The following is a 17,992-nucleotide window of genomic DNA, read 5'->3' as shown; positions in this document are numbered from 1 at the left end:
CTCAATTCCTCTTAGTTATTCTCTTTTTTCTCTTGTGTCCCGCAAATAATGGTTTCTAACTTCTCAAAGAGACGTAATAAATCTTCTCTTTCTTGCAACTCTAAATGTGAAAAGTATTTTGCAATATGCTCGTTACGAGCTGTCATTGCCTCTTCTACTCTAGCTTTCCCCTTTTTTGTTAACTCGATGATGACAACGCGACGGTCATCTTTGTCGTGATAGCGTTCTACAAGTTCTTGATCGATTAGACGATCAATCATCACTGTAATCGCACTAGGCTTCACATACATCTTTTTCGCTAATGTTGTCGCTCTTGAAGCCCCATAATGATCTAAAATCTTTAAAATATAAAACTGCGGTGGTGTAAGTCCTGTCGCTTGCATTTGTTCTAATAACTCCGTCTGCATTTTCTTTCCAATCGAAAAGGCAAGAGCTTGAATTTTATCGATATGCGTCATATCATTTGGCATGTTATCCACCTCTTATTTAAACAATAAAATATTTAATGTATTTAAATATTAATCCCACGAACAAAATCCGTCAATACTTTTATTCATAAAAACGTTTACATTTTTGTCACAAAGTTGTATAATTTTCGACGAAGTTAATATTGACAGTCACGGAGAAACGGAGTACACGGCTATGAATCATAAAAAAGGAAACTTTTTTATATTTCATGGCCTTTTTATGTTCTCTGTCTTAAAACGCTTCGAATTAATTAGGGGAGGATTTTCATTTTATGTTTTTCACACAATTATTTAAACCTGCGCCCCACGCGGAACGCTTACCAGCTGATCGCGTTGATAGCGAATACCGTAAATTACGTTTACAAGTATTCTTAGGTATCTTCATCGGTTATGCAGGTTACTACTTTGTTCGAAAAAACTTTTCACTAGCAATGCCATACTTAATCGAGCAAGGCTTTAGTAAAGGGGAACTTGGGGTTATCCTTTCAGCAGTTTCTATCGCTTACGGATTAAGTAAATTTCTTATGGGTATCGTATCCGATCGTTGTAATCCTCGCTACTTTTTAGCAGCTGGGCTATTTTTATCAGGTATCATTAATATTATTTTCGGCTCATTTTCTTTCATTACAACGAGCATTATACTTATGTTTGTACTTCAGTTTTTAAATGGATGGGTACAAGGTATGGGATGGCCTCCTTGTGGTCGTACGATGGTTCACTGGTTCTCTATTAGCGAACGTGGTACAAAAATGTCTATTTGGAACGTCGCTCATAATGTTGGCGGAGCGCTTATGCCTTCACTTGTAACATTAGGCTTATACTTCTTCGCAGATGACTGGAAAAGTATTTTTTACTTCCCAGGTATTCTTTCAATTTTAGTTGGTATTTATGTATTAATTACGATGAAAGATACGCCTCAATCCTGTGGACTACCTTCTATTGAAGAACATACTGGGGAATATCCACCAGATGAAAAAGTAAAAGACCGCGAACGCGAGCTTTCAGTAAAGGAAATTTTATTTAAATACGTATTAAACAATAAGTTTTTATGGTACATCGCTATTGCGAACGTTTTCGTATATTTCGTACGTTACGGCGTTGTAGACTGGGCTCCTACTTATTTAGTAGAAGAAAAAAGCTTTACTCATAGTAGCTCACGTACTGCTTACGCTCTATATGAATGGGCTGGTATTCCAGGTACACTTCTTTGCGGATGGATGAGTGATAAACTATTTAAAGGACGTCGTGCACCTGCTGGTATTCTATTTATGGTCGGTGTATTTATCGCAGTTCTTGTTTACTGGTTAAACCCTCCTGGTAATCCAATGGTTGATAGTATCGCACTTGTCGCAATTGGATTTTTAATTTACGGACCGGTTATGTTAATTGGTCTACACGCTCTAGATTTAGCACCAAAGAAAGCTGCTGGAACTGCAGCAGGCTTAACTGGATTCTTCGGTTACTTAGGCGGAGCCGCTTTCGCTAGTGCAGCTATGGGCTTTATCGTGGATGCATTCGGATGGGATGGCGGATTCATCTTATTACTTGCATCTTGTGTACTTGCAATGTTCTTCCTTGCTCTTACTTTAAATACAGGGTCAGTAAAACAAAAGCAAGCTTAAATAATATATAACAAGCATAAAAATAGCTCTTAGCATTTACATACATGCTAAGAGCTATTTTTTATTTTCATTGCTGTTCCTACTAATGATAACAACCAATTCCTTCCCTACTATAAGATTAAAAGATTTGATGAAACACCTTTATTAAAACAGCTAACGTAACAGATGCAGCAAATCCCCCTAAACAAATAAGACTGACACCTTGGCTATATGACAAATTTTGAAATGATTTCATTGCTTCCATCCTCCCTATCTCCCCTTTGATACTTTTATTTTACCAATGGGGAAAATTTCATAACATCGATTTCTCTAACAACTAACTTACAAATTTGTAAGTTAACATCTTTTCAACTTATATATCTAGTATTTCCACAAATAAGAGTCATTTATACATAAAAAAAGACCTCAGTTATACTAAGGTCTTCGTTACATTCTATTTCATTTTACAATCATCACTGGACATTTCACACGCTTTGCTATTTTATGACTTACACTTCCCAGCACCATTTCTTGCAGTGTATTGAGCCCTCTACTTCCAGCAATGACAAGATCTATATCTCCTGTATTTACATATTGAACAATTGTATCTCCAGGATCACCATGTAATATCGTAATTGTATAAGAAATGTTCTCTTTCTTTAATAAACCTTCAATCTCTTTTAATTTATCTTTTCGACTAGCCGATATTGTTTCTAAATCTGTTTGACCTTGTATAATATCTGATTTTGCCGTTCTATTATCTACTACGTACACAACTTCAACATTTGTTTCTTCGCTACATTTCGCAATATAGGTTGCATGCTCCGCTGCTCGAAGTGCATGTTCAGAACCGTCACATGCTAATATAATTTGTTTGTACATATGCTGAATCCCCTTTTCGTTATCCTATTCGTATTATATAATAAAGCCCCCTAAAAAGGAGGCTTTTAACTAGCAATTCTTTTATTATAAGTAGCTAAATTTGCAACAAGTTTTGAACTACGTTCATTTAATCCTGTTATAGTTACTTTCACACCACTTTGTTCATACTTCATGATAACTTTATCAATTGATGCCACTGCCGAATCATCCCATACGTGCGCATGAGTAAAGTTCATTTCGATTTCTTTTACATCTTCATTAAATGAAAAATTATTTATAAAGTCGGCTGTAGATGCAAAAAAAAAGTTGACCGTGAATTTCATATATTTTCTTATTTTCAATATATAAATGTTTCACGTGAATCTTTGCCATATTGAATGCAAATAAAACCGCACTAATTACTGTTCCGATAATTACACCTAATGCTAAATTATGTGTAATTAGGACAATCACAACTGTTACGATCATAACAAATGCGTTTCCTTTTGGTACTTTATGAATTGTTGTTACAGAGTTCCAATCAAACGTTCCGATTGAAACCATAATCATAACTGCAACTAAAGCTGCCATCGGAATATGAACGACATAATCTCCTAAAACAAATAGTAATACGATTAAAAATCCGCCCGCTACAAATGTTGATAGGCGACCTCGTCCACCTGATTTAATATTAATAACAGATTGACCGATCATTGCACAACCTGCCATTCCTCCGAAGAAACCAGCAACAATGTTTGCGATCCCTTGACCGCGTGCCTCTTTATGCTTATTACTTTCCGTATGCGTCATATCATCTAAAACTGAAGCTGTTAATAATGATTCTAGTAAACCGATAATTGCAAGCATAACTGCATACGGTAAAATAATCCCTAATGTCTCAACTGTAAAAGGCACGTCAGGAATGCTAAAGAGTGGTAATTCTTTCGGCAAGCTTCCCATATCCCCTACTGTTTTCAACTGTAATCCGCTCATAAGTGCAATACTCGTCACAATAATAATTGAAATAAGCGTAGAAGGTACAGCCGTTGTAATACGTGGAAATAAATATATAATTGCAAGTCCTAATACAACGAGTGCATACATTTGCCAAGTTGCATTTTTAAAATGTGGCAATTGCGCTGTAAAAACTAAAATTCCAAGTGAATTTAAAAAACCACTCATAACAGATTTCGGAACAAACTTCATAAATGAGCTCAGTTTGAACACGCCAAAAATAATTTGGACAATACCTGTTAATATTGTTGTAGCAAATAAATATTGCAAACCATGATCTTTAACGAGCGTCACCATTAATAATGCCATTGCACCTGTTGCAGCTGAAATCATCCCAGTTCTTCCGCCAACAAATGAAATGGTAACTGCAATACAAAAGGCTGCGTATAACCCAACGGTCGGATCCACACCAGCGATAACAGAGAAGGCTATCGCTTCAGGAATTAATGCTAAAGCAACGACAATTCCTGATAACACGTCCCCTCTCACATTAGAAAACCAATCATTTTTTATCGTTTGAAACAAAATACCACTCCTCTACTCCTTTATCATTTGATTTTCTCCATAAGAAAATCAGCCGACTGCACGAAAGCTATTATATAACGAGTAGAAGATTTTTTACTATGTAAAAGTTTCCTAAAGAAAAAGACGCTATATCAGTAGCGTCTTTGCTCATTTCATTAATGTCCACCGTGTCCTTGACCACTTTCCTGAACAATTTCTAACCTCTCATCTAGTATTCCTTGTGTTTCAAATGAAATATCACTCGTACTTCCTAATAAGAAGCCATGATTATATGGTCCAAGTGTTGGATCATCTTTAAACTTCGGCTGAATGCTTGCAAGGAAGTCATACACTGGTTGTGAAGCTTTCCCTTCTTCTAACAAGACAACAGGTGCGTGTTTACCCATATGTGAAAAAGGTGCCCCAGCAACTGCTAAATCTGGTGTTTTGCTTGAAACAAATGATAAACCGTGACCAGGTTTTGTGAATCCCCAGCCAAATTTTGTTTTTTCATCTTTAAATTTCGCAAACGCAACCGAATTTTCTGTTGGAGTCTCTCCACTAATACGCGTTACTTTCCCGTATTTGCTCAGCTCTTTTTCCACTTCTTTTGAAACAATTTTTTCTGGCCCTAATACATATATATTTGCTTTGTCTTTTCTCATTTTTAATGCCTCTATTGTCGCTTCTGGCACTTTATTCTTTTCTGTATAGAGTAGTGGTTCCGGCATATGAGAAATCCAATTTACAGCGGGTGTTGTATATAAACGGCCTTCTTCTGCAGACGAACCAATAATAACACTATTTGGGTAGCTTCCTGTTATATCGGCATACTCCTTATCAACATCCTTCGCAAATATAGCTGGGTCCGTTTCTTTTATTTGTTTTACTTTATAACCTTTTAATTGTTCAAGCGCGCTAGTACCTACATCTCCCATCACCATAATTTGTGTTCCGTCTTTCGTTCCGATTGGATTTAATCGTTTTATTTCTTTTAACGTCATTTCCGGTATCTTTTCTTTTTCTATAAATAAAATCGGCCCGTTATTCGGATGATGAATAAGGTCTGCACTCGCAATACCTAATTGCCACTCGCTTGCTGGTACTAAAATAACAGCACCTGGCTGGTTCTCCTTATGAGTTGCTGGCCATATCGTTTGCGAAGTTAATACTGCCATTTTTAGGGGGTCATTTGTATTTAACCTCGTCACATTTTTTAGACTTGTCGTTAATAAATCATTAGATGCACCTTCGTTCATTTCTTTTGGCGCCGTTACCTCCTGATTCATTTTCATTTCCTTTTGCTCTGTTTTCTTCTCTTTTGTAGATTCATGGTTTTTATGGTCTGTATTCGTTTGTCCGCATGCAGCAAGACCAACTGCTGTAATTATTGTTATCCCAAAAATTCGGGTCATTTTTTTCACTATACCGCCTCCGTATTAATCATTTTTGAGCCAATATGATTACCTAAAATGTAATTTCAACTCCACAATAACAAGCAATTCTGAAGAAATTATGCAGACGCATCATAATCTGCACCATTTCTTCATGATTTTGCATTACACTTTAAGTAACGATTATAAATATGGAGGGCTCTCTATGATTGATATACTGCTCGTAGACGATGAACCGAGAATGCTTGAATTATTAACGCTTTATCTTACCCCAATTGGATATAACTGCGTATGTGCGACTTCAGGAGAAGAAGCTATTTTACATATAGAAAATCGAAACTTTAAATTTGTTTTACTCGATATTATGATGCCAAAGATGGACGGATGGGAAACGTGCAAAAAAATCCGATCTTTTAGTAACATTCCTATTATTATGGTTACAGCTCGTGATCAAACAGTAGATGTCGTTCAAGGATTAAAACTTGGAGCCGATGATTACGTAACGAAACCTTTCCATGAAGAAGAACTTTTCGCAAGAATTGAAGCCGTTTTAAGACGTACAAATGAACATAAACAAATCCAATATCACGGTATTGTATGGGATGAAACAAAACACTTCGTTTCTGTCCATAGTGAAGAACTCCTTCTCACACCAATTGAATTTTCTTTACTCGGATTATTTTTACGCCATGTGAACTACGTATTAAACCGTGATCAGCTCATCGAACGAATTTGGGGATTAAACACAAATACAGAAGATCGCACAGTCGATTCGCATATTCGTAATTTACGTGATAAATTGCGAAAAGCAAATTTCCCTATTGATCATCATTTAAAAACCGTGTATGGAGTAGGTTATCGATGGGTTGATACTGAACAGTAAGGGGCAAAACGATGAAACGAATTTCAATTCAATTCGGATTTTATTTTTTAATTGTTACACTTTTAATTGAAAGTGTTCTCTTTATTTTGCTCTATTATAGTCTCGTAAACACTAGAGTAAATGAAGAAATGACAGCTTTATTAAAGCGAGGAAATAGTCATCGAGATGTACTTGAAAAATATTACGATGAGCAAACCATCTCTCACGTAGCATTAATGGAATCTGAAGCTGAAACAACTGTCGTTATTACAAATACAAATAAAGAAGTGCTAGCTAAATCTAACGAAATAAACACGACTATAAAAAATCACATTAGTAGCATGCAGACTCGAACAGACCATAACGGAGCGATTATAGAAAATCATTGGAAAACATCTAATTATATATGTACAGTTAGTCCTATCATAGTAGCTGGAAAACATGAAGGGTATGTGTATATGTTTCTTGGAACAAAATCCATTGAAAAGTTGGTAAATGGATTAACGAAACAATTCATTATTGCTGGCGCCATCACGTTTCTACTCACAGTCATCACAATTTTCCTATTATCACGTTTATTAACAAAACCATTGTTACACATGAAACATGCAACTGAAAAAATGAGTAAAGGCGATTTGTCCGTTTCATTAACGACTACTCGAAATGATGAAATTGGTGAACTAGCATCATCTATTCAAACGCTCGCAAATGATTTACATTATATGAAAACAGAGCGAAGTGAATTTCTAGCAAGTGTTGCTCACGAATTACGAACACCATTAACATACGTAAGAGGTTACGCTGACATTGCTTTAAAAGAGACCACATCTCCTGAGCAACGTTTGCGATATTTATCTATTATAAAAGATGAGTCTGATTACATTACAAACTTAGTTCAAGATTTATTTTCACTTGCACAAATGGAACAACATAACTTTTCTATTCAAGTAAAGGAAGTACATTTACACACCTTCCTTACTCGCATAGCCGAAAAAGTTAACGCTATGTATAAAGAAAGGTACATTAAAGTTTCTTTCTCTTGTCCTCCTACACTGGTAGTAAACTTAGATGAACAGCGATTTGAACAAGTTATAATAAACATTTTAAATAACGCTTATAGGCATTCAAAAGAACATTCTCATATAAACATTTCTGTTACAGAAGAACATAGACGTATTTTCATTACAATTGAAGATGAAGGCGAAGGTATTTCGCCTGAAGACCTCCCTCACATTTTCGATCGTTTTTATCGAGTTGATAAAGCGAGAACACGAGCTACAGGCGGAACTGGTTTAGGACTATCTATCGTAAAAGAAATTGTAGAACTACACGGCGGAAATATTACTGTAACGAGCGAAGTCGATTATGGGTCTTGCTTTATAATTTCATTACCATCCATAAAGAAACACGACTATCATCAATAGTCGTGTTTTTTATCACTTTACTTTATAATATAAATTTACAAATTGCCCAAAACGTTTCGTATCCGTTAAAGTTAAATTAATTTCCGGGTTCTTGTCTTGAAATAACGGAACTCCAGAACCTAATATGTGAGGTGTAATCGTAACAACATATTCATCAATTAGATTATTCTTAAAGAACTCTCTTAAGAGACTCCCTCCACCGACCATCCATATTTTAGATCCTTCTTGTGCTTTTAACCTTTTTGTAAACTCCACTACATCTTCATTTACAAACTCCACGTGTTCGTTTGAACCTTTTTCTGAGTTAGAAAAAACATAACATTTTTTATCTAAATACGGGAATGGTTCTATATGCTCTACTACATAATCATACGTTCTTTTTCCCATAATTATTGTATCAATAGTTTCGTACATTTCTGTATAACCGTTATCTCCCTCTCCTTCGGTTTCCATTAACCACTGTAAATCATCATCTTCTTTCGCAATATATCCATCTAAGCTCGCCGCAATAAATAAAACTATTTCACGTGACATATTTTTTCCTCCTTATACCTCATCTTGATAACATTATGATGTAAACAATATACTAACAATAAAACACGACAATTTATGTCATGTTTAAAAAGAAAAAAGGTGATACATTTGTCAAAAGCTAAACGCTTATTAGATATTCTTATATTTGCTTCTGCGAAAAAAGCATTTACAGCTCAAGAAATAGCCGATGAATTTAATATTTCTGTTCGTACTGTCCATAGATACATTTTAGATTTAAGTGATATGGGATTACCCATTTACGCTGAACAAGGTCGCAACGGAGGATATAAAGTATTAACGAATAGAGTAATTCCACCTATTTTATTTACCGAAGAAGAAGCAGTCTCTATCTTTTTTGCCTTTCAATCTTTAAGCTACTACAGAGACTTGCCTTTTAACACAGAAATAAATTCCGTTACACATAAACTATATAGCTCCCTACAACATGATGCGAAAGCTAAAGTTGACAAAATACGTTCTTATATCGCCTTTTGGAATCCGAAAAGAACAATTGAGACACCACTTTTAAACGAAGTGTTAACAGCGGCTATTGAAAATAAAAATTTACACTTTCAATACGAATCTAAATCAAGGATCAAAACAAAACACGTTCATCCTATCGGTGTATATGCGCATGATGGTTTATGGTATTTACCTGCTTATGATTTTAATGTAGAAAAAACATTACTGTATCGCGTCGATCGTATTCTTTCTATATTATCAACGGAAGAAAATGAAGATACATTCATGAATTTAGAAGAGTGGTTTGCCTCTAACTCTCACGTAGTACATAATCCTACTCAGTTACATGTTTTACTGTCAACAGAAGGCGTACGCCAATGTAAAAGCGTGCCTTACCTTGAAGAATTCGTTGTAACAAACGAAAACGGGACAGGATATATACATTCAACAATTGATAAAGGAGAAATCAATTTTATTACCCCTTTATTTTATAGACTCGGAAAAGATGCAAGAGTTTTAGAACCGATAGAATTGATAGATGGTTTACGTATGCGTGCGAAAGAAGTTTTACATATGTATGAAGACTAAAAGGGCGTAAGAGAAATTCTCTTACGCCTTTTTAGTGTGCAGTATTTTCTCTATCTCTTCTTTTAACAACGTCTTTATTTCTTCCAAATTATGATTCTTCTTTTGTCCCGGCTGTACCATATAAAACTCAGCAAACGAACGCTCTTTATATCTTGGTACGATATGCATATGGTAATGTGTTAACTCGTTAAATACTCCACCATTTTGACAAACTGTAACTCCGTCAGGTTTATATACTATCTTAATCGCTTTTGCAATAAGCTTAGAAGCATCCATAACGGATTTTGCTACAACATCATTTAATTCATCTACTTCTACAACATGTTGCTTTGGCACAATTAAAGTATGTCCTGGGTAGAAAGGCGCATGATCTAAAAAGCAAGTTACATAGTCATCTTTATATATTTTATATATTTTTTCCTCTTCGTTTGCTAATTTACAACCTAAACATTCCATCATACTTTCTTCCTTTATTAAAAACATAAAAACGTGAGAGCCGTATTCTCACGTTTTTATGTTTCATTTTATTAGTTCAATTGTTTCCGTAACCTTTATACTATCTTTTACAGATTGAACAATCGTACAATTTTTCACTGCAAGTTGCAGCGCCTTGTCCAGCTGCTCTTCTGTAATGTTTTCTGCTTTAATTTTATAGTGCAAATGAACACTTTCAACTGGCTTCGATAACGCTTCACTTCTACCAATTTCAGTTTCGATTGTAAACGTATCGTATGGAATACGTTTCTTTTCTAAAATCGTTCGAAAGACAATTGCACTACACCCTGCGATAGAAGAAACGAGTAATTGTAACGGTGAATAACCGTTTTCTTTTCCAATCGCTAATTGACCATACGATAAATCTGCTTCTATATCATCGTGTTTGATTGTTAGTTTCATTTGTTTTTTCCATCTCCACTTTCATCGGTTTCTGCCGTTTCTTACTAATATAATAATATATATAGCAGAAAATGATAAATGGAATACCACAGTATAACGCCATTCTTTGTTCAGGAATAAACGCTAAACTAATAACAACGATGCTATTTGTAATTAAAGCTAAAATTGGAACAATCGGGTATAGTGGTGTTCTATACTTTAAGTCCTCTAACTTTCCTCCGCCCTTTATATACTGACTTCTAAAGCGAAGTTGCGATAGAGCAATAATGATCCAACTTGAAACAGCCGATAAACCAGCTATCGATAATAAATACATGTATACTGTATCTTCTGCAAGGAAACTTGTGAATAGAGATAATCCAGCTACCGCAATCGTTACGACTAGCGCTGTAATTGGAATACCACGCTTATTTACTTTCTGGAAGGAAGTTGGTGCCATTCCCTCATTTGCAAGTGACCATAGTATACGCGTCGCTGCATATAATCCAGAGTTCGCTACAGATAATAACGCAGTAATAATAACGAAGTTCATAATATCAGCTGCGTATGGAATACCAATTTTATCAAATACGACTACGAATGGACTTTCAATTACACCTGCTTCTTTCCAAGAAATTAATCCTACTAAAATTGTCATTGTTAAAATGAAGAATAACATAATGCGCCATACTGTATTACGGATCGCACGTGGAATTGTTTTTTCTGGATTTTCACTTTCTCCCGCTGCAATTCCGATTAACTCTGTTCCTTGAAATGAGAAGTTAACTGTAATCATTGTAAGTAGTACGGCAGCTAGTCCATTCGGGAAAAGTCCACCATCGCTTACAAAGTTAGAGAAAAGAGGTGCTGCTTCTTTTCCGTCATATGATATAAATCCTAATAATGCACTACCACCAAGAACAACAAATGCAAGGATTGTAATTACTTTAATACTAGAAAACCAAAATTCTAATTCAGCATAACTTTTTGCCGAAATTGCGTTTGAAGCATATAAAATAACACCGAATACAAGGCACCATACCCAAACATCAACATTTGGAAACCATCTTTTCATCATTAAACCGATTGACGTTAATTCTAGCCCCACTGTTACTGCCCAGCCAAGCCAGTATAACCAGCCAATCATAAAGCCCGTTCCTGGTCCAATAAACTTCGTTGCATACTTTTGGAAAGATCCTGAAACCGGCATAGCTACCGTTAACTCTCCAAGACAAAGCATTGTTAAATACATAATAAATCCGCCTACTAAATATGAAAGGATGGCTCCCCCTGGTCCAGCCTGATTAATAGTGTAACCTGAACCTAAGAAAAAACCAGTTCCGATTACACCACCAAGTGCGATCATAAATAAATGTCTACTCTTCATCGTGCGATGTAATTTCTCATTCGTTGGTTGCTGCATCTAAATCCTCCCCCTACCAATACCCCTATATCTTGTTAAAATTTTCTGATAATAAAAATATACACGAAAGCGATTACATTTTCTATATAAAATTAAAACTTTTCTGATAAAATAATATAAAAATCGAATTATTGCAAGATTTAGATTCTATTTAGAGGAAAATAAGGAGAAACAAGGAAAAAACCCTTACATATATTGTAAGAGTCAACGAAGTTCTAATCTTCTCGATAAAATTGATAAACTATAATTTACGATAAAGTACATACAAGCTACTAATATAAATGTTGGAATCATGTAATTCACATTTTGCCCGCTAATAATTTGAGCATTATGCATAAGCTCAGGGAGTGATATAACAACCGCTAGCGACGTATCCTTCAGCAATGAAATAAATTGACTGACAAGCGGCGGAACCATTCTCCTTAATGCTTGTGGCAAAATAATATGCCAAAGCGCTTGCACATAAGTTAATCCCGAAGATCTTGCGGCTTCAACCTGCCCTTTTTCAATAGACAATAAACCACTTCTAACAATTTCAGATATCATTGCTGCCTCAAATATTGTTAAAGCAACAATTGCAGCTGTTATAATTTCTAATTTCAAGCCTGCTTCTGGAAGTGCAAAATACGTGAAAAATATAATTAACAGTAGTGGTAAGTTTCGAATCACTTCAACTATAACTCCTAATATTTGTGAGACGACAGGTATTTTCGTGTAGCGCAATATACCGATTACACTTCCAATAATAAAACTAAGTACAATTGCTATGAGCGCTACCTCTAATGTTATAAGTAATCCTTTTAATAAAAATAGAATATGATCTCCTGTAATTGCTCCCTTGAAATCCATTTACACCGCCTCCTTTGCCAAGCGTTTTTCTAAATAACGCACTAGCATACTGAGCGGAATTGTTAATATTAAATAAAACATCCCGACAAATATATAAACATCAAACGTAACAAACGTCTTCGTTGAAATTAAATCTCCTTGATACATTAAATCAGCACCAGCAATGATTCCAAGTATTGAGGAGTTTTTAACTAAATTGAGAAACTGGTTTCCTAAAGGGGGAATTACAATTTTCACAGCTTGTGGTAAGACAACATAATACATCGCCTGCACATACGTTAGCCCTGAAGAGCGGGCAGCTTCCATTTGCCCTTTCGCAACTGATAAAATACCAGCGCGAATTACTTCTGCAATAAAAGCTGCCGTATATACCGTAAGCGTAACTGTTCCTGCTACAAAACCATTTAAAGTAATTCCTATTACAGGTAAAGCAAAATAGAATATAAATGCAATTAATACGAGTGGAATATTTCTTACAAACTCCACAAAAGCTGATCCTATCCAATTTAAAATACGAATAGGTGCAATACGCATTACTGCCAAAATTACTCCTAAAATAAAACTACCTATCAATGCAATTACACTAGACATAACTGTATATTTAAATCCTTCTAAATACATATCAATGTTATTCGTTAATATAGAAAAATCAGGCACATATTCTCCCCTCTTTCTTTACAAGAAGAGGATGAGTACTCTCATCCTCTCACTTTTACTATCTACTTTTCTGGTTTTTGTCCAATCCACTTCTCATATAATTTGTCATACTCTCCGCTTGCTTTCATGTCTTTAATTAAAGTATTAATCTCTTTCGTTAAATCATCTGCCCCTTTTTGCACTGCAATTCCATACGGTTCATCTGTGAAAATTTTTCCTACTACTTCATAATTAGAATCTTGTTTTGCCATTCCGTAAAGGATCGCATTATCTGTCGTTAACACATCACCTTTACCTGCCTTTAACGCTGTAAATGCCTCACTATAATTTTCAAACTCTAATACAGTCGCTTCTGGTGACTTTTGACGAATGTTATTTGTAGATGTTGACCCTTTTACAGCTAATACTTTAACGCCTTGTTTTATATCATCGACACTCTTAATATTGCTTCCTTTTTTCACAAGTAACGATTGTCCTGCTTTAAAATATACATCTGAAAAATCCACTTCTTTTTTGCGTTCTTCCGTAATTGTCATTGTTGCAATAATTGCATCAATATCACCATTTTTCAGCATTGGAATACGTGTTTTAGACGTTACTTCTTTCAGCTCTAGCTTCTTTTCATCTCCAAGAATCTTTTTCGCAAGTGCCTTCGCGACATCAACATCGAATCCTTCTACCTGCCCTGTTGAAGGATTTTTTAATCCAAATAAATTCGTATCATTCTTCACCCCAACTACTAATTTCCCTCGTTTCTTAATTTGCTCAACAGCCCCGCCTTGCTTCGTATTTGTTTCCTTTGCCTCATCTTTCTTACTTCCGCATCCAGCAACAACAAGCACGAATAAACATGAAAATACGATTAAAGTAAATAATTTTTTCATTTTAAGCATAAAATTCCTCCTCTAATGATTTAGCACCCGACTTAAAAATAAACGAGCTCTTTCTTGTTCAGGGTTTGCAAAGAATTGCGCCGGTGTTGTATCTTCAATAATTTGACCATCATCCATAAATAAAATCCGATCTGCTACTTCTCGCGCAAATCCCATTTCATGCGTGACAACAACCATCGTCATCCCTTCTTTAGCCAGGGCCTTCATAACATCAAGCACCTCTCCAATCATCTCTGGATCAAGAGCAGACGTAGGCTCATCAAACAGCATAATTTCCGGCTGCATCGCAAGTCCTCTAGCAATTGCTACCCTTTGTTGTTGTCCTCCGGATAATTGATGCGGATATACATTAGCCTTCTCTGGGATTCCTACTTTCTCTAAATAAAGCATTGCTGTTTTCTCTGCTTCTTCTTTGGAAACTTTATTTACTTTAATCGGTGCTAATGTAATATTTTGAAGAACCGTTTTATGTGGATATAAATAAAAATGTTGAAAGACCATCCCAATATTTCGCCGCAATTCATTCATGTCCGTTTTTTTATTGTGTACCTCTGTATTTTGTACAATTAATTCTCCATCTGTAATTGCCTCTAATTGATTTATACATCGAAGCAATGTACTTTTTCCTGATCCTGAAGGCCCGACAACTACTACCACTTCGCCTTTTTTCACTTGCACATTAATATTTTTCAAAACTTGAAAGTTACCATAATATTTATTTACATTACGAAATTCTATCAACATACTCCCCCTTCCCCTAACAATGCATGTACATTCTTTTTATATTCAAAAATAGTCCCAAAAATAACTTTTAGCTTCAATTTGTCCATAAAAAAAAGCAAAGAGTTTCCCCTTTGCTTCTTCATTTCTATTCTGTTAAGATACTTCTTCTTTCTTATCTTTCCCGTATTCATGCTCCCAAAAATCAGCATTTTTAATTCCTAATGGCCCTGGATCGAATACTGGATCTTTTCCTTCTTTTTTCTGTTTTTCATAATCCTTTAATGCGACTAATGCAGGTTTTTGTAATAGTAAAATCGCAATGATATTTACCCATGCCATAATTCCTACCCCAATGTCGCCTAAAGCCCAAGCCGTTGCTGCTGTTTTTATACATCCATAGAATACAGCTCCTAAAAATACAAACTTTAGTACCATAGACATCCAAGGACGGTCTTTATCACGATTTAAGTACGCAATATTCGTTTCTGCAATGTAGTAATACGCCATAATTGTTGTAAACGCGAAGAATAATAACGAGATTGCAACGAAAACGTTTCCAAATCCAGGGAAAACAGATTCTACCGCCGCCTGTGTATATCCTGGTCCTGGCTGAGCACCATTTAGTTTATTAACGATAAAGTTTTTTCCGCTTGCATCAAATACGTTATACATGCCTGTAATAATCATCATAAATGCTGTTGCTGAACAAACAAATAATGTATCAATGTAAACGGAAAATGCTTGCACTAAACCTTGCTTAGCTGGATGTGATACTTCGGCTGCTGCTGCTGCGTGTGGTCCAGTTCCTTGCCCTGCTTCATTGGAATAAATACCACGTTTTACCCCCCAAGAGATTGCTAAACCGATAATACCACCGAAAGCAGCTTCTAATGCAAATGCACTTCTTATAATTAACATAAATGCTTCTGGCAATTTTTCAATATTCATAGCAACAATGACGCAAGCTACTAAAATATAGCCTATTGCCATAAAAGGTACGACAACTTGCGCTACGTTAACAATTCGCTTTACTCCACCGAAAATGATAAGAGCTAATACAACAACTAATATAGCCCCTGATGCGGTAGTATTAATACCAAAAGCCGTTTCTAAACTTACAGCAATACTATTTGCTTGTACGCCTGGTAGTAAAAGTCCTGTTGCAAGAATTGTCGCTGCAACGAATACTAAAGCATACCATTTAACTCCTAGACCTTTTTCGATGTAATAAGCAGGTCCACCACGAAACTGCCCTTGATGTTTCGTCTTATATATTTGCGCGAGTGTTGATTCTACATAAGCTGATCCTGCCCCTAAAAAGGCTACTGCCCACATCCAAAATACAGCTCCTGGTCCACCGAATGCAACCGCTGTTGCTACCCCAGCGATATTCCCTGTCCCAACACGTCCTGATAACGAAAGTGCTAACGCTTGGAATGAAGAAACACCAGCCTCTGATTTTTCTCCTTGAAATGTCAGCTTCACCATTTCTCCTACGTGCCTTACTTGTAAAAACTTCGTTCGAATAGAAAAATATAAACCTACTCCTAAACATAAATAAACAAGTGCTGGACTCCAAACAATATTATTTAACCAATTTACGAAAGTTTCCAACATTCCCCCTCCTTCTTTATAAAGAATATTCAGAATATATATAAAATTATAAGTGCATACCGAATCTAGGACAATATTATTTTAATAAAGTAAACATATTTTTGTATAAAAAAACAAAGTATATATTTGTTTTATATACTTTGTTTTGAACTAAATGTATTATATATTCACAATTGCTTCTCTTTTAATAATTCTTTCGTATAGCTCTTCTGATAATTTCAAGAAGTTATCAGGCATATCTTTCCCTTTAAACTTCTTCTGAAGCGTTCCATATAAACCTATATCACGTAAACGTAAAAATAGTGGCAACGATTCATACCAACTATCCGCCAGCCTGTGCTCATACTCATATCCTTTTCGTAACACTTGTAACTGTTTACGAGCAAAATCTGTCTTCTCTTCTGCTGTCCACGTTGTAAATAGAACAGAGTAGTATAGAACCATCGCTAAATCATGTATAAAGTAATTATAAGCCGCATCATCAAAATCAAAGATTGTTAGCTCTTTACCATCATAATGAAAATTACCTTGATGGATATCACCGTGCATAAGACCGAACGTTTCTCTTTCAACTGGAAGGGCCTTAATTTCATCCATTAGTACCGCTGCAATCTTTTTCACTTGACCATCTTCTAATTCATTAACAATTCCACTTTCGTCTTCTTCCCACGTATCACGGTAGTCTGTTTTAGGATATTCCATTGTAAGGCGATGCAGTTGCCCAATCGCTTTTCCCCATGCTTCAAAGAGAGGCTCGCCCCAATAAGGCGATTCCTCTCCTTTTACTTGCTCACCTTTTGCATATGTAAATAAAGAAGCGGAAAAGAACGTTCCATCCTCTGCTACGATTTCTTCTACGAGATTTCGAGACGTTGAATAAAGAGGTCCTGCTACCTTTGCCCCATTCTCCGCAACATATCGTAAAAAATCTAGTTCAGCCTCTACCTCTTGTTTAGAACGATGAGAAGAATGTGTTAAACGTAATACGTAATCTTCATCATTATCAACCTTCGCCTTAAAAATATAATTCTCAAAATCTCCAAGTGGCTTTTCTTCCACTGTTACATGAAACAAATTCGCTGCTCTTTTTAAAATCTCTTTCGTAAAAACACGTTCTACAGCTATTTCCATATATATCCCTCCTATATATCTTCTTAATTCGACACAAATGTTAGAAGTACTGCTATGAAATTGAATAATGCACAAAAGACAATGTAACGTAACCTTCAATCCTCTTTTTTTAAAA

Annotated in this window: 18 protein-coding genes and 1 pseudogene; 4 read left to right on the top strand and 15 right to left on the bottom strand. The window is 35.5% G+C overall.

Annotated elements, in window-relative coordinates:
• Positions 1-11: 11 nt before the first annotated feature.
• Positions 12-470 carry a MarR family winged helix-turn-helix transcriptional regulator gene (locus tag NST27_RS03295; protein ID WP_001132365.1) on the bottom strand — a complete coding sequence of 153 codons (459 nt, stop codon included), beginning with the start codon at positions 468-470 and terminating at the stop codon, positions 12-14.
• A gap of 269 nt (positions 471-739) precedes the next feature.
• Here NST27_RS03295 and glpT point away from each other — a divergent pair, with 269 nt between their 5' ends.
• On the top strand, positions 740-2,089 hold the full coding sequence (gene glpT, locus NST27_RS03290; protein ID WP_000466384.1) for a glycerol-3-phosphate transporter: 1,350 nt from the start codon (positions 740-742) through the stop codon (positions 2,087-2,089).
• A gap of 118 nt (positions 2,090-2,207) precedes the next feature.
• On the opposite strand, the gene NST27_RS03285 is transcribed toward glpT, so the two are convergent.
• The 4 genes and pseudogenes from NST27_RS03285 to NST27_RS03270 all read right to left on the bottom strand — a co-directional run bounded on the left by NST27_RS03285 (position 2,208) and on the right by NST27_RS03270 (position 5,871).
• Complete coding sequence (locus NST27_RS03285) at positions 2,208-2,324, bottom strand: DUF4027 family protein (protein ID WP_000834733.1); 117 nt, start codon at positions 2,322-2,324, stop codon at positions 2,208-2,210.
• 203 nt (positions 2,325-2,527) lie between these two features.
• Positions 2,528-2,950: a universal stress protein gene (locus tag NST27_RS03280; RefSeq protein WP_000277999.1), complete on the bottom strand. Its 423-nt coding sequence runs from the start codon at positions 2,948-2,950 to the stop codon at positions 2,528-2,530.
• 65 nt (positions 2,951-3,015) lie between these two features.
• Positions 3,016-4,468: pseudogene (locus NST27_RS03275) on the bottom strand (SulP family inorganic anion transporter).
• A gap of 155 nt (positions 4,469-4,623) precedes the next feature.
• Positions 4,624-5,871: a hypothetical protein gene (locus NST27_RS03270; protein WP_000738867.1), complete on the bottom strand. Its 1,248-nt coding sequence runs from the start codon at positions 5,869-5,871 to the stop codon at positions 4,624-4,626.
• 175 nt (positions 5,872-6,046) lie between these two features.
• Between NST27_RS03270 and NST27_RS03265 the strand changes: the two genes are divergently transcribed.
• Together NST27_RS03265 and NST27_RS03260 are read left to right on the top strand one after the other, a co-directional pair.
• On the top strand, positions 6,047-6,724 hold the full coding sequence (locus NST27_RS03265) for a response regulator transcription factor (RefSeq protein ID WP_000565484.1): 678 nt from the start codon (positions 6,047-6,049) through the stop codon (positions 6,722-6,724).
• Positions 6,725-6,735: 11 nt separating this feature from the next.
• Positions 6,736-8,127 carry a sensor histidine kinase gene (locus NST27_RS03260; protein WP_047385619.1) on the top strand — a complete coding sequence of 464 codons (1,392 nt, stop codon included), beginning with the start codon at positions 6,736-6,738 and terminating at the stop codon, positions 8,125-8,127.
• 12 nt (positions 8,128-8,139) lie between these two features.
• Here NST27_RS03260 and NST27_RS03255 read toward each other — a convergent pair whose 3' ends face one another.
• On the bottom strand, positions 8,140-8,661 hold the full coding sequence (locus tag NST27_RS03255; RefSeq protein WP_000085764.1) for a dihydrofolate reductase family protein: 522 nt from the start codon (positions 8,659-8,661) through the stop codon (positions 8,140-8,142).
• 75 nt (positions 8,662-8,736) lie between these two features.
• Between NST27_RS03255 and NST27_RS03250 the strand changes: the two genes are divergently transcribed.
• A complete protein-coding gene (locus tag NST27_RS03250; RefSeq protein WP_141526348.1) occupies positions 8,737-9,711 on the top strand; it encodes a helix-turn-helix transcriptional regulator in 975 nt (324 codons plus the stop codon).
• Between the two features lie 21 nt (positions 9,712-9,732).
• On the opposite strand, the gene NST27_RS03245 is transcribed toward NST27_RS03250, so the two are convergent.
• From NST27_RS03245 to NST27_RS03205, 9 genes are all read right to left on the bottom strand, one after another.
• Complete coding sequence (locus NST27_RS03245; protein ID WP_141526347.1) at positions 9,733-10,170, bottom strand: HIT domain-containing protein; 438 nt, start codon at positions 10,168-10,170, stop codon at positions 9,733-9,735.
• 60 nt (positions 10,171-10,230) lie between these two features.
• Positions 10,231-10,608: an OsmC family protein gene (locus NST27_RS03240; protein WP_016117157.1), complete on the bottom strand. Its 378-nt coding sequence runs from the start codon at positions 10,606-10,608 to the stop codon at positions 10,231-10,233.
• Entirely contained in the window at positions 10,583-12,010 is a 1,428-nt protein-coding gene (locus NST27_RS03235) for an amino acid permease (protein WP_001187097.1), read from the bottom strand. The genes NST27_RS03240 and NST27_RS03235 overlap by 26 nt, the downstream gene beginning before the upstream one ends.
• A 204-nt stretch (positions 12,011-12,214) precedes the next feature.
• Positions 12,215-12,859 carry an amino acid ABC transporter permease gene (locus NST27_RS03230; RefSeq protein ID WP_000345955.1) on the bottom strand — a complete coding sequence of 215 codons (645 nt, stop codon included), beginning with the start codon at positions 12,857-12,859 and terminating at the stop codon, positions 12,215-12,217.
• Positions 12,860-13,516, bottom strand: a complete 657-nt coding sequence (locus NST27_RS03225; protein ID WP_001112667.1) for an amino acid ABC transporter permease — start codon at positions 13,514-13,516, stop codon at positions 12,860-12,862.
• Positions 13,517-13,578: 62 nt separating this feature from the next.
• Positions 13,579-14,409 carry a glutamine ABC transporter substrate-binding protein GlnH gene (gene glnH / locus NST27_RS03220; protein WP_000916491.1) on the bottom strand — a complete coding sequence of 277 codons (831 nt, stop codon included), beginning with the start codon at positions 14,407-14,409 and terminating at the stop codon, positions 13,579-13,581.
• A gap of 12 nt (positions 14,410-14,421) precedes the next feature.
• Positions 14,422-15,153, bottom strand: a complete 732-nt coding sequence (locus NST27_RS03215) for an amino acid ABC transporter ATP-binding protein (protein ID WP_001999062.1) — start codon at positions 15,151-15,153, stop codon at positions 14,422-14,424.
• A 132-nt stretch (positions 15,154-15,285) separates the two neighbouring features.
• Positions 15,286-16,746, bottom strand: coding sequence for an alanine/glycine:cation symporter family protein (locus NST27_RS03210; protein ID WP_047385612.1), 1,461 nt, complete (start codon positions 16,744-16,746; stop codon positions 15,286-15,288).
• Between the two features lie 159 nt (positions 16,747-16,905).
• On the bottom strand, positions 16,906-17,877 hold the full coding sequence (locus tag NST27_RS03205) for a phosphotransferase enzyme family protein (RefSeq protein WP_047385610.1): 972 nt from the start codon (positions 17,875-17,877) through the stop codon (positions 16,906-16,908).
• Positions 17,878-17,992 lie beyond the last annotated feature (115 nt).

It is taken from the genome of Bacillus sp. FSL W8-0770 (assembly GCF_038008705.1).
Lineage (GTDB): Bacteria > Bacillota > Bacilli > Bacillales > Bacillaceae_G > Bacillus_A > Bacillus_A cereus.
This window is presented reverse-complemented; position numbering and strand designations above follow the sequence as displayed.

What these genes read in the sequence shown, in the direction of transcription:
- NST27_RS03295 (WP_001132365.1), bottom strand. Translation starts at nt 470, where the DNA reads ATGCCAAATGATATGACGCATATCGATAAAATTCAAGCTCTTGCCTTT.
- glpT (WP_000466384.1), top strand. Translation starts at nt 740, where the DNA reads ATGTTTTTCACACAATTATTTAAACCTGCGCCCCACGCGGAACGCTTA.
- NST27_RS03285 (WP_000834733.1), bottom strand. Translation starts at nt 2,324, where the DNA reads ATGAAATCATTTCAAAATTTGTCATATAGCCAAGGTGTCAGTCTTATT.
- NST27_RS03280 (WP_000277999.1), bottom strand. Translation starts at nt 2,950, where the DNA reads ATGTACAAACAAATTATATTAGCATGTGACGGTTCTGAACATGCACTT.
- NST27_RS03265 (WP_000565484.1), top strand. Translation starts at nt 6,047, where the DNA reads ATGATTGATATACTGCTCGTAGACGATGAACCGAGAATGCTTGAATTA.
- NST27_RS03260 (WP_047385619.1), top strand. Translation starts at nt 6,736, where the DNA reads ATGAAACGAATTTCAATTCAATTCGGATTTTATTTTTTAATTGTTACA.
- NST27_RS03255 (WP_000085764.1), bottom strand. Translation starts at nt 8,661, where the DNA reads ATGTCACGTGAAATAGTTTTATTTATTGCGGCGAGCTTAGATGGATAT.
- NST27_RS03250 (WP_141526348.1), top strand. Translation starts at nt 8,737, where the DNA reads ATGTCATGTTTAAAAAGAAAAAAGGTGATACATTTGTCAAAAGCTAAA.
- NST27_RS03245 (WP_141526347.1), bottom strand. Translation starts at nt 10,170, where the DNA reads ATGATGGAATGTTTAGGTTGTAAATTAGCAAACGAAGAGGAAAAAATA.
- NST27_RS03240 (WP_016117157.1), bottom strand. Translation starts at nt 10,608, where the DNA reads ATGAAACTAACAATCAAACACGATGATATAGAAGCAGATTTATCGTAT.
- NST27_RS03235 (WP_001187097.1), bottom strand. Translation starts at nt 12,010, where the DNA reads ATGCAGCAACCAACGAATGAGAAATTACATCGCACGATGAAGAGTAGA.
- NST27_RS03230 (WP_000345955.1), bottom strand. Translation starts at nt 12,859, where the DNA reads ATGGATTTCAAGGGAGCAATTACAGGAGATCATATTCTATTTTTATTA.
- glnH (WP_000916491.1), bottom strand. Translation starts at nt 14,409, where the DNA reads ATGCTTAAAATGAAAAAATTATTTACTTTAATCGTATTTTCATGTTTA.
- NST27_RS03215 (WP_001999062.1), bottom strand. Translation starts at nt 15,153, where the DNA reads ATGTTGATAGAATTTCGTAATGTAAATAAATATTATGGTAACTTTCAA.
- NST27_RS03205 (WP_047385610.1), bottom strand. Translation starts at nt 17,877, where the DNA reads ATGGAAATAGCTGTAGAACGTGTTTTTACGAAAGAGATTTTAAAAAGA.